This is a genomic window from Shewanella sp. AC91-MNA-CIBAN-0169 (assembly GCF_040310165.1).
In the GTDB taxonomy this organism is placed as follows: Bacteria; Pseudomonadota; Gammaproteobacteria; order Enterobacterales; family Shewanellaceae; genus Shewanella.
Map to the genome: position 1 here is coordinate 1 of NZ_JBEOPM010000046.1, position 12,080 is coordinate 12,080.

Here is a 12,080-nt window from a genome sequence, read left to right on the forward strand (position 1 = left end):
GGTGATTAGCGCAGCCCGGTAGCGCATCTCGTTTGGGACGAGAGGGTCAGAGGTTCGAATCCTCTATCACCGACCAATTTAACTAAAAGGCTACTCAAATGAGTGGCCTTTTTGTTTTTCTTGATTGGTCATTACATTCGTACTATTGCCTTATTAAGTGAACAATGCTGATCGCATTATCTATCTGCATCCTCTATCCACATTATTGATTCACACTATCTATTTGCATTAACGGCGTTAATAGGAACTACATGCGATGTTTAATGACGTTTGTATGTTTTTTGCTAACCATACGTTATAGCCCTTCTGTTATAGCTGGAGGATTGATACCGTTTATTACTGCTGCGACTATAGGTATAAATAACCTGATGTGTACGGCATCGATGTGCCATGATTGAAGTGGGAGGAGACCATCACATCAGGTTAAATAGGCTTTACGCTGATATTCAGGTTGCCAGAGTCGTGCCATGGTATGGCTAAATCTTATCGAGCAAGCTTGGTCGTAAATTAATTGCAGTAGACTGGTATCGTTCTTAAATATGAACGAGTTCACCAGAACAGCTGTATAGCGCTAGCACTGTGTTATAGCTGTTGGGTTAACCCACTAATACCCTAGTGAGTTTATCGCCTGTAAGTAGCTCTACAGAGATAAAAAAACCACTCAGAGGAGTGGTTAGTATTAGTAGATCAACTCTTTGATATCACTTAGAGCTTCACATTGACCGGCGGTACAATAAAGCCTTGATAAGCATCGACTCTGAGTTCAGTAAATCGTGTTAATTGGTTTGCTTCTTGGATGCCTGTGACAATCACTTGAATATCTAACCCTTTAGCGACATTCACTAAAGCACGACATAATTCGCTGTTGTGTTGATTCTCTTCAATATAGGCAAATGATTGGTCTAGTTTGACATAATTTGGACGTAGACTTTGTAAGTAAGCCATTGAACCGAATTGGCGACCAAAATGATCGATACCAAACTGAGCTCCTGAATCTCGAATGACTTTACAGAGATTTTCACAAGATTCTAAATCGCTATATACACTTGCTTCTGGGATTTCAAAGCAAATCCGTTCGGTGTATTTATTGGATCGTAGGAACTGTTTTAGCCAAAGATGAAAATCAGCATCGCTTATACTTTGATAAGTAAGATTGATGGCGACGCGTTCATAATTGCGTTCGAGTAAACGATGTTCATTGACTGTTTCTATTAAACAACGATCGAACATTGTGCCTAATGAGAGTAATTCTATATAGGGAACAAACTGACCAGCATGGAGGATGGTGTCGCCTATTTGCAGTTGGCAATATAGTTCGCGCTGACAAATTTCATCTTTGGCACATAGCTGAATCGACTGCCAACGGAATTGGAATTTTTTGTTCTTTATGGCATGACTTAAATTATTGCGCCACTCTTCACGGGTAAACAGCTGCTTTTGAGTGTTCTCAAACCAATGGAACACTTTGTCGTCTTTAATGGACTGTTGGAGTGCGTTATCTGCTTGAGCCAACATGTCTGATACTGTCATTTGTCCTAGACGTTCAGCAACACCAATATAAAACTGTTCATTTGGTTTACAGCCAGCTTTAGATATTTCTTTATTAACAGTACGTATTAGGCTTTGCAAATACTTAGCCAGCTGGTCATGTTCACAGTCCTCAACAAGGAAGGCAAATTCATATGCTGCAATGCGGGCTATAACAGAAGAAGAAATTTGATCTTGGTGGTGTTGTAGTTTCTCAGCCAGAATGCGAATGGTCTCATCGCGAACTTGGAAACCGTATTTGCTATGTACTTCTTCTAGCCAATCCATTTTGACTAAGTAAAGTGCTCCGGTACTGGGTTCGCTTAACCAACCATTAACTCTACTGACCATATATTGTCTATTTGGCAGCCCTGAGACTTGATCGATAAGATTTTTCTTTCTTAATGCTGAGACTTCTTCGTCAAGAGAATTAAATACTTGCTTTAATTGGGCTGACATACTGTTAAATGCATTGACGAGCTCTTTTAACTCCCTTGTTTTTGGCGTTGGCATATCTGGGCCAAATTGCTGTGCCGCTATTTGTTTAGCGTGTAAAGAAAGGGTGTTTAAGGGTTTTAAAATCCAGCTTAATCCCACTCGCGCAAATATAATGGCGATGAGAAATAAGATTGAAAATAGAATAATAATGTCGGAAATAATCCGCCATAACTCCTGATAGCCAAATCCTGGGTGAGCTGTAATTTCTAGTGTGGCAAGTTGTAACCAACCAGAGGTAATCGTGGTTTGTTTTTTAATGGTTTTAAACAGGTTAAGATCGATAAACCATTGAGGGATATTATCGACTTTAACAGAGTTGTTCCACACTTGTTGCTTACCATCAACCAACCACGTTAGTTTGATTTGTTGATAATAGCCGCCCTCAAAAATGACATTGACTAATGTTTCAGCTCCGGCATCATCACCGGCTTCTAAAACAGGGGTCAGCATTAATCCTAATGAATTACTGGCATTGTTGAGATCAGATTCCATTTGTTTGGATAAGAATCCTTGGGTTTCTGAAAATTGTACATAGGCTACGCTTGCAATTGTTAACAAGAACAGCCCGAAAAGTAACGCATAGATCTGCCTGAACAGGGTCATGTTGTCACTACTCCATGTTGAGTTTGGGTTGGCGTAAGCGTTCTACACCTAATCTAAGTTTAAGGTCAGTCCATTTTTCAAGGCGTGATGATGAGCCAGCTAACACACCTCGACCTTTTTCTTTGTTTAGCCATAATTGTTTACCGTTAAAACTGTAAACAGGCAGGAGATCTTTTCGTTTCGTTGCCAATTTTATGGTTTTATCCAAATTGTCGAGCACTAACGGAATCGAATTAGGCTTTTCATAGTATGCTAACACCATATGATATTGATTCAGCGATGTCGCTTTTACCATGGTGATTCGGAGTTTATCTTCAGGAATACCCAGTTGAAGAAGCGTGAAATACTTTGCGATTGAGAAGTCTTCGCAATCCCCTCCGTTAGCCCCGATAAACTCCATTGGCGATGCCCAATAATTGGATTCACCCCATAGCGTTTGATCATCAATGAATCGAAATAAATTAAAAAATTGATTCACTTTTTCTAATTTATCAATATCAGCAAGTTGTTGTGAATCACTGACGATTTTGAACCAAGCATTTGCTCGTAATCCTGCGCGATCGCCATAACGTTTCGACAATGCTGAAACGGTTTGCTGCTGATTCAATTCTTGAGTTGGTGCAGCATATAAACATGAAACTAAAAGGGCCGATGCCATAATAAAAAAATGACAGACCCTTTTATGCAACGCTGTAGTTACTTTGCTGTCTTCACGACTCAAAGAATCAATGCCTTGTATGTCCGTTAGTCATTTTGCTCATCGACAGTGTAAATATTCCATCTCATTTCTGGAATGGTGTCATCGGCTGTGACTTCAGCTATCACACGACGATTACGCTCTTCTGCTTCTGGCGTGCCACTGTTATCAATTGGGTTATCAAAACTATACCCTGTAGCGTTAAGACGGCTTGGATCGATACCAAAGGTGTTTTCTAACACTTCGATAACCGCTTTTGCACGTTTTTGAGATAACGCTAAATTAAGTTCATAGCTTCCACGTTTACTGGTATGGCCTTCTATTTTTACCTTAGTGGTAGGGTAGGTTTTCATGATATTAGCGACGCGTTCAATTTGGTTATAATACTGCTGTTCGATAACCACTGAATTATTACTAAATAGTATTTTTAAGTCTTGGCGTTCATTGATATCTTTGATGCTACCACAACCATAGTTGTCGACAGCAGCACCAATGATGGTGCCAGCACAACGTTCTCGGGCCATTATCACACCATCACGATCACTGTCGGCAAGATCAAAATTTTGTGGTGTAGAAGCATTAGACTCGACAATATCGTTGATCGAACAACCTGTTGTTGTAATCAATGCGAGTAAAATCATCAAATATTTCATTATTTAACACCTCCCTCATATTCACGCTCACCACGCCATTCTCCCGGGCGTGTTACTCGAAGTGAGTCAAGTAGATCGCCTGTCGCATTCAATACTCGGTAACGAGCAGCAATTTCGTCATACTCGGTTTGCAAGTAATCCTTACGAGCTTCAAATAGTTCATTTTCGGTATCGAGTAAATCGAGCAGAGTTCGTTGGCCCAAGTTAAATTGTTGCACATAAGCCACTTGAGTCTGTTTTGACGCCACAACATGTTCACGGATGAACTGTTTTTGTGGGGCTAACATTTCATAAGCATTCCAAGCTAACGAAACACCCTCAACAACTTGGCGATAAGCGCGTTGTTGGATTTCTTTTGCTTCGTTGACTTTATAGGCTGTTTCTCTGTCTTTTGAGACGTCTTTACCACCGGAGAAAAGGTTATATTTAACCCGAACCATAGCAACTAAATCATTGTTATAGCCGTTAACATTTTGGCTACTAATTGCGCTGTAGCCATCTTCGCCGTCAGTATCATTATTCCAGTTACCATTAAGTTCTAGGCTTAATTGTGGGAAATAGCTGGCTTTGGCTGAGCTACGTTCTTTTTTAGCGGCGTTAATATCGCTTTCCGCTGATTTTAATACTGGGTGTTTTGATTTTGCTGCCATGAGCCCTTTATCTAAGCTTTTTGGTAGCATATCGGCATCAGGCACTGGCAGAATTAGGTCATCGGGTTTTGCTTCAACAATTCTGATATAGGCTGCACGAGCATCTTCTAAATTGTTTTTAGCCGAAATTACATTGGCGTTTGCACGGGCAAGACGACCGGTGATTTGCGATAAATCTGCTATCGATCCTAAACCTGAATCTGTGCGTTGTTTTATTTGATCGTAAATCTCTTTATGACTCGCGAGATTTTTCTCCGAGAGTAATAGTACTTGTTCGCTACGGATGTAGTTCAAATAGACCTTTGCAACATCCAATGCCATATCTTCAGCAGCAGCAAATAATGCCCACTGATCCGCGCTAGCTTCATACGAATAACGATCGACTTCGCTACTGGTATAGAAACCATCAAACAGCATTTGTTTGATACTAAAACCGGCTTCGCCACGTTCTAAATCAATCATACCGTCATTATCAACATCACCTTGGCCTACTTTACGACGAGTTGAAGGGCTATCGGTTTGCTCCCAGCCATAGCCCGCAGAAAGATCTACGGTTGGCATATAGCCTGCTACGGCTTGATTAACTTGCTCTTCACGCGCTTTAAAACGATTAAAAGCAATGCGTAAATCTGGGTTTGTGTCTAGCGTATGTGCAACAGCTTGCTCAAGAGTCTGGCTTGAGGCTGTTGGCGCTATCAACATTGATAAAGCAAGAGCAACAGCACTTAGCTTTATTTGTTGATTTATAATAGTTGTCATAAAAAACCCTCCCGGTTCTTCTTAGCGCTCTCTAAGGGCGGTATCTTTCGCTCTTAAAATTGGATTTAAAATGTACTCAAGTATGGATTTTTTTCCCGTGATGACATCTACTGAAGTGAGCATCCCTGGAATTATTGGCATCTCTGTGCCATCGTCTTTCATTAAACTGGACTCTTGTGTTCGCACTTTTACAATATAGAAACTATTGCCTTCTTCATCCTGTGACGTATCGGCGCTAATGTGTTCAACGGTTCCTTTTAGCCCGCCATAACGAGTAAAGTCATATGCGGTGACTTTTACGATAGCGGGTAATCCCGGATGTAAAAAAGCAATATCTTTAGGAGTGATTTTGGTTTCTATCAGCAGTTTATCTTCTGATGGAACAATTTCCATAATCTCTTCACCTGGCTGTACAACGCCACCTAAGGTATTAAAGTTAATTTTTTTAATGGTGCCTATAACAGGCGAAGCTATGACGGCTTTACTGACCTTATCAAATGCGCCTTTTTGTGCCTGATTCATACGTGATAATTTGGTTTGCATTTCATTGAGCTGTGCACGTAAATCAGTGGCATAAACAAATACAGCTTCTCGGCGCTTTAAGATTGCTTCATCCATAGACGCTTTCACTTTTGGACGTAAAAGCCTAACCGATTGTAATTCACCTTGAATATCATTCACTGTGCGCTCAAGTTTGAGCAGCTCAACTTCCGGAACAATGCCTTTCCGAGCAAGTGGTCGAGTCAATTCAAGCTCGCGAGATACTAATTGATAACTCGTCGTAAGGGTACTAATTCTAGAGGCCAACTCTTCTATTTCTTGCTGACGTTGTTGGATCTGACGTACAAGAATTTCTAATTGGTTGCTTAAATTATCCAACCGAATTGAATATTCTTCTTGTTGACGCCTAACCAGTTCTGGCTCTTCGTCAATAATGGTCTGCGGAAATACCAAATTTTGCTTGGTTATTTTGACCTGTTGGCGCCAGTCTGAAGACATATCTGAAATAATAATACTGTCTAATTCGGTGCGCATGCGAATAATATTAGTTTGTAATCCGAACACTTCTTGTTCTTGTTGGTCAAAATCGGAGCGGAATCGGGTGTCATCAATCCGGGCTAAAGGTTGTCCTTTAGTGACCATACTCCCTTCTTGGACATAGATTTCCTGCAAAATTCCGCCATCTAGACTTTGGATAATTTGAATCTGTGACGACGGAATAACTTTACCCGTTCCTGATGTCACCTGATCTAATTCTGAGAAGTAAGCCCAAATAAAAAAACACACCATCATTGCGGACAGTGACCATATGATAAGACGATGTCCTGACGGGGCGTCAGTCATCATGGCACCATAAACGTCATCAACCATTTCTAAGTCGGCTACGGTAAGATGCTTACTCATGAGTTTTGGGCTCCAGCAATTGTCCCTGCATTAAGTTTCGCAAGGACTTCATCTTTAGGACCATCAGCCACTACATGTCCACGTTCTAACACAATAATGCGATCGACTAGATTTAATAAATGCATTTTATGGGTAATGAGTAATAATGTTCTGTCGCGACTAACCAATTGCATTGAGCGAATAAACTGTTTTTCTGCTCTAGCATCCAGGCTTGCTGTTGGTTCATCCATTAATAATATCGAGGGATCATTCAATGTTGCTCTGGCTAAAGCGACGGTTTGTCGTTGGCCACGACTGAGTGACAAGCCTCCTTCACCAACTTGTTGATCTAATCCTTCAGACTCTAAGTTAGTAAACATACTGACACCAGAAAGCTGGATAGCTCTTATTAATTGATGTTCAGTCACTTGCCTAGAACCGAATAAAATATTGTCGCGAATAGTCCCATGAAACAAGGTGACGTCTTGAGGTAAATAGCCAAAGTTACGTCTTAGGTCGCTAGGGTGAATCTGTCCTGCATCTAATCCATCATAGCGCAGGCTGCCTTGAGTTGGTTTGTACAATCCGAGTAGTAATTTGGCTAGGGTGCTTTTACCTGAGCCGTTACGACCGATAATGGCGATGCGCTCACCAGGATTAATCTGTATTGATAAAGGGTGTAGGCTTGGTTTTTCGGAGCCAGGGAAGCTAAAACTGATATTATCCGCTTCAATTTTTCCCATAAATCGTTCTTTACTGGCTAGGTTTCCTTTGTCTTCAAACTCATCTTCTTGTTCCATTATTGCGTCTAATTGGCGCAGTGAACTGATGGTATGATTACCTCGGGTAATTAACCCTGCTAATTGAGCCATCGGAGATATAGCTCTGCTAGATAGCATGACCGCGGCAATGATCCCACCCATGGAAATTTCGTTTTCTGCTAGTCGATACACACCTAATATCACGACTAATACCACGGTTAATTGCACCATAAAATTAGCTATATGGCTGACATAATTAGACAGTTTTTTGGTTTTGAGCTGCCAATTGGCTGTATGGCCAATCATTTGTTGCCAGCTTTTTTGTACTAACCCTTCTGCACCATTGGCTTTAATTGACTCTAACGCGGTTAAACTTTCAATTAAATGGCCATGCTTTAAACTGGCAAAGCGGTTACTTTCTTCAATTGCTTGCTTCAGTTTAGGTTGTAGATAAAAGGTGACTGCGATAATGATCAAGCTGCCAATAACCGGAATAATAGCTAAATCGCCAGCAACAATATAAATGATGATCACGAACAGTAATGCAAACGGTAGATCAACCAACGCAGTAATCGTTGCAGAGGTCAAAAACTCCCGAATACTGTCAAACTCACCTAATTGTCTTGCCATTCCTCCTACGCTTGGTGAACGCTTAGATAGTGGAATACCAATGGCTTTTGCAAATAGTTTTGAAGAAACAATAATGTCGACTTTTTTACCCGCTATATCAATTAAATAGCTGCGTAATTGGCGCATTATAAAGTCGAATATATAAGCAATACTTGCCCCAATGGCTAAAACCCATAGTGATTCAAATGCGAGATTGGGTACCACTTTGTCATAGACATTCATAATAAATAGTGGTGAAACCAAGGCAAAAAGGTTGACCAATACTGAGGCTATTAGAGCATCTCGGTAAATAGGAGCAGAGTCTTTAATACTTTGCAGTAGCCAATGTGTTTTGCTGTCATGCAGGTGAACATCAAAACTTTTGTCACCACGGTAATCTTGTTTAACTAAAAATAAGTAACCTACATATAAGGTTTCTAAACCTTCAATCGTCAGAGTATCTTCGCCGCCCGTTTCAGGTAATTGTATAACGGCTTTGTCTTGCTCTAGATCGATCTCTCTTAGAATACAGGCCTTTTTATCTTTCAATAATAAGATACAAGGTAATAATATTTCAGAGATTTGATTCAAATCTTTACGTGATAATTTAGCTGATAGCCCAGCCCTTGCCGCGGCTTGAGGAATTAAATCGGGCGTAATGACTGCACCAGACAAAGGAAGACCTGCCGCAAGGGAATCTATTGAGCAAGGGCTTCCAAAATGTTCAGTTAATAAAACCAAACAATCGAGTAACGGATCGACCGTTACCCGCTGGGAAGCAGAGATCGTCCACTGCTCACTTTTGTTAGACGCAGTTATAGGCACCTAATCATTGTCCTTAATGTGTATTGTTAGAATAATCAAATATGCGCCACATAATACTATGTGACGCAGTCAATTTGTTGTTATTAAGGAATAATATTTCCATTATGTTGATCAAATAGATCAGCATGACTGGTTCCTGGCGATGGAGCAGGGTTGACGGTTGCAGTATCTACAATGAGTGCACCATCATTAAGTAAACCATTAATGATCACTCCGTCTGTGGTGCTACCGTATTCTTGCGACAGGTCTACACCATCCAGAACAATAACTTGGTCAATACTACCATTATGGTCGGCATCGATAGAAATTGTCGTGCTGCCATTACTGAACGAGAAATCTAAGTAGTTATCTAAATCGCCGTTCTGTTCATTCTGCAATAAATCACTGATATGAAGGGAGTCATTATTGACTTCGAAGTCTTTAATCGTATCGGTACCAGTATCGCCCTTAGACCATACAAAGGTATCGTTACCCAAGCCACCAATCAGAGTGTCATTACCTAGGCCGCCAATAAGAACGTCATTACCTTCACCACCATAGATAACATCGTTGCCACCTTGGCCAAACAGAATATCGTCACCAATACCGCCATCAAGAATGTCGTTACCATCATTTTGGTTGTTGATATTAAACTCATTTACATGGTCACGAATGTAATCATGCACTGCTCTTACATCAACATCACCAACGTTTTGGCCCGTTTTATCTGCAACATAGGTTTGTAAAGCGACATACCCTTGCTCTGATGAACCGCTAAATCGAACTAAGTCACCAAAGATAATGTCGTTACCTTGATTACCAATTGTATTATCATCACCTTGAGATTGTAATGTCTCAGATCCTGTGATGATGCTTGATAAATCAGATACATCAATCGACGCACGAACATTGCCGTCTGTATCGTATAGCTTCAAGTTGGCTTCATTAACCGTAGTGCTACCGTTAGCGCTTGCTAAGCTGATTGCTTCAACTTCCGAAACTGCAGCGAGTAAGTTAAATGCATGTAGCGCCTGTGCGGTTGTATTTGTTCCATTGTCTGTAAAGCTTTTAACACTATTATCAGTGTTAAAGCTTAATTGGCCAATTTTAGCGCCTGTGTATGGTGAATACACTGCACCGCTAGCATTGACAACGACTTGACCATCTATGCTGATGACTTGGCCTTTAGAATAGTTATTAGAGGTCAACAAACTACTTAAGGTTTGATAGCTACTGGTCGTAACATCATAACTCATTAATACTGTTGAAGTATTAGTATCAATTGTTTGCGCATTTGGTGAACCATCAGTAATGAAGTAAGAAATATTATTTCCAACATTATTTAACACTGTGCTGCTAGTAAACCAATTTATTGCAGACTCAAAACCAGCTTCATAGTTAGTAGAACCACTCGCGCTCATTTTTGCTAATTCAGTAAGCAGTGTTTGGACCGCATTTGAGTCGTCCATATTTACTGAAACAGAGTAATTTGAGCCTGATGCAAAGTTAGTCAGTAACACATTTACAATACCGCTATGAGAGCTTGTTGCGCTATTTGCTAGAGACTCAAATACCGCTTCCAATTGCGTTTTAGCTTCAGCAATAACACCGGACATACTGCCTGAAGTATCAAAAATAAAGGCTATATTGTAATTTTCTCCAGCAACAATCTGTAAACCTTGTTGATCACTGACAATAATATCGTTATTTACGGTTCCTTTAATCACATCATTGCCAGGATTACCAGTGTACTTCTCATAAACAGTGCCTGAATCAGACTCTCCAACAATGTTAATCGTCACTGTCGCTGTGTCGGTCGCGCCATATTGATCTGTTACTGTATAAGTAAAGGTATCCGTTGCAAGTTGCCCTGCAGTCAGTGCTTCAAATGAATCGTTTGTGTCATAAGAATAAGTACCATCACTGTGAATAGTTAGCAGTGCGCCGCTTGGTAATATAACTACCTGACCATCTGTAACTATTGAACCATTTACACCTGTTAGAGCAAATGTATGCCCTTGGGCATCTATAGCAAAGTAATTAGGGTCATTAGAGTCATTGTTAAGTAGACCTTGATTTGCGTTAGAAATGGTCAATACACCATCTTCCGACACTAAGTAGGTTCCCATAATAGCAGGACCAGATGCGGCAACATTTGTCAGGAAATAATCAGATGAGTCAGTTAATGCTGCACCACCATTTGCTTCACTAATGGTTTTAGTTGCTTCAAATACCAGTTGGTCGAAGACAATATTACCGGTATCAATACTGAAAGTACCTGCGTCACCTGAAGTCGTCTTAAACGTTTCACTTGCAACTAATTGACCATTGTAATAAGCCTTCCAAACACCTTGTTCACCATTATTTTCATTAGAGAACATGTTTGAAACACTAAATGTCGCCTTATTAACTAAACCATTAAAGTCAATCACAATTGATTCAGATGTCGCGGTAGCTGAATCATATTCGATTTGTCCGGCAATTTGGTCTGAAGTTCGTGGTGAGCCTGCGACACCGAGTTTGTTAGTACCAGATTCAATGTTAACTACACCCATTGAGCCATCAGCTGTACGAGCTGATATTTTCATTAAGCTCTGGCCGTTTGATTGAGGAATTGTCCAAGCGTTAGTTGCACCTGAAGTCACACTAAATGATGTACCAGGAAGGTCATCATTAGCATTAACATTGTTAAGATCAAAAGTAACAATTGCGGTATCAGTTAAACTGCCATCACTTGTTTTAACCGTTAAATTAATTTGGCTGCCATTGTCGTAGTCAATTTTAGTTGTGTCATTAACTGAAATTACGCCAGTTTGAGCATTAATGATAAATGCACCATCTTCACTTATTAGACTATTTGATCCATTAGCAAGCACAAAAGAATAAGACAACGTGTCACCGTCTATATCAGTATCATTTCCGGTATTCGCTTCGTTAACGTTATATACATTAGTGCCATTTGCAATGGAGTCATTGATAGTGGAGGTGTAATCGTCAATGACTGGAGCATCGTTCACCGGCGTGACCGTTAAGCTCAAGGTCGAGGTGTCTGTAGATACGCCATCGGTTAAGGTGTACGTGACAACCGGCACCGCGCCATTGTAATTGCTGGCAGGGGTAAAGGTGTAAACGCCAT

Annotated in this window: 7 protein-coding genes; all 7 read right to left on the reverse strand. The window is 40.5% G+C overall.

Annotated elements, in window-relative coordinates; genetic code table 11:
- Nucleotides 1-705: 705 nt before the first annotated feature.
- Nucleotides 706-2,628, reverse strand: a complete 1,923-nt coding sequence (locus AAEY98_RS21845; protein WP_101087239.1) for a bifunctional diguanylate cyclase/phosphodiesterase — start codon at nucleotides 2,626-2,628, stop codon at nucleotides 706-708.
- Nucleotides 2,629-2,635: 7 nt separating this feature from the next.
- Complete coding sequence (locus AAEY98_RS21850; RefSeq protein ID WP_101087238.1) at nucleotides 2,636-3,286, reverse strand: transglutaminase-like cysteine peptidase; 651 nt, start codon at nucleotides 3,284-3,286, stop codon at nucleotides 2,636-2,638.
- An 86-nt stretch (nucleotides 3,287-3,372) separates the two neighbouring features.
- Entirely contained in the window at nucleotides 3,373-3,978 is a 606-nt protein-coding gene (locus AAEY98_RS21855) for an OmpA family protein (protein WP_162022189.1), read from the reverse strand.
- On the reverse strand, nucleotides 3,978-5,387 hold the full coding sequence (locus AAEY98_RS21860; protein ID WP_101087236.1) for a TolC family outer membrane protein: 1,410 nt from the start codon (nucleotides 5,385-5,387) through the stop codon (nucleotides 3,978-3,980). Before AAEY98_RS21860 ends, AAEY98_RS21855 begins: the two co-directional genes overlap by 1 nt.
- A gap of 21 nt (nucleotides 5,388-5,408) precedes the next feature.
- Nucleotides 5,409-6,791 carry an HlyD family type I secretion periplasmic adaptor subunit gene (locus tag AAEY98_RS21865; protein WP_101087235.1) on the reverse strand — a complete coding sequence of 461 codons (1,383 nt, stop codon included), beginning with the start codon at nucleotides 6,789-6,791 and terminating at the stop codon, nucleotides 5,409-5,411.
- Nucleotides 6,788-8,965, reverse strand: coding sequence for a type I secretion system permease/ATPase (locus tag AAEY98_RS21870; protein WP_101087234.1), 2,178 nt, complete (start codon nucleotides 8,963-8,965; stop codon nucleotides 6,788-6,790). The genes AAEY98_RS21865 and AAEY98_RS21870 overlap by 4 nt, the downstream gene beginning before the upstream one ends.
- 83 nt (nucleotides 8,966-9,048) lie before the next feature.
- A partial coding sequence (locus AAEY98_RS21875; RefSeq protein WP_351019637.1) for a type I secretion C-terminal target domain-containing protein occupies nucleotides 9,049-12,080 on the reverse strand: 3,032 nt, incomplete at its 5' end.

Excerpts from the sequence above, each read along its gene's own strand:
- AAEY98_RS21860 (WP_101087236.1), bottom strand. The coding sequence starts at position 5,387 with ATGACAACTATTATAAATCAACAAATAAAGCTAAGTGCTGTTGCTCTT.
- AAEY98_RS21855 (WP_162022189.1), bottom strand. The coding sequence starts at position 3,978 with ATGAAATATTTGATGATTTTACTCGCATTGATTACAACAACAGGTTGT.
- AAEY98_RS21850 (WP_101087238.1), bottom strand. The coding sequence starts at position 3,286 with ATGGCATCGGCCCTTTTAGTTTCATGTTTATATGCTGCACCAACTCAA.
- AAEY98_RS21845 (WP_101087239.1), bottom strand. The coding sequence starts at position 2,628 with ATGACCCTGTTCAGGCAGATCTATGCGTTACTTTTCGGGCTGTTCTTG.
- AAEY98_RS21865 (WP_101087235.1), bottom strand. The coding sequence starts at position 6,791 with ATGAGTAAGCATCTTACCGTAGCCGACTTAGAAATGGTTGATGACGTT.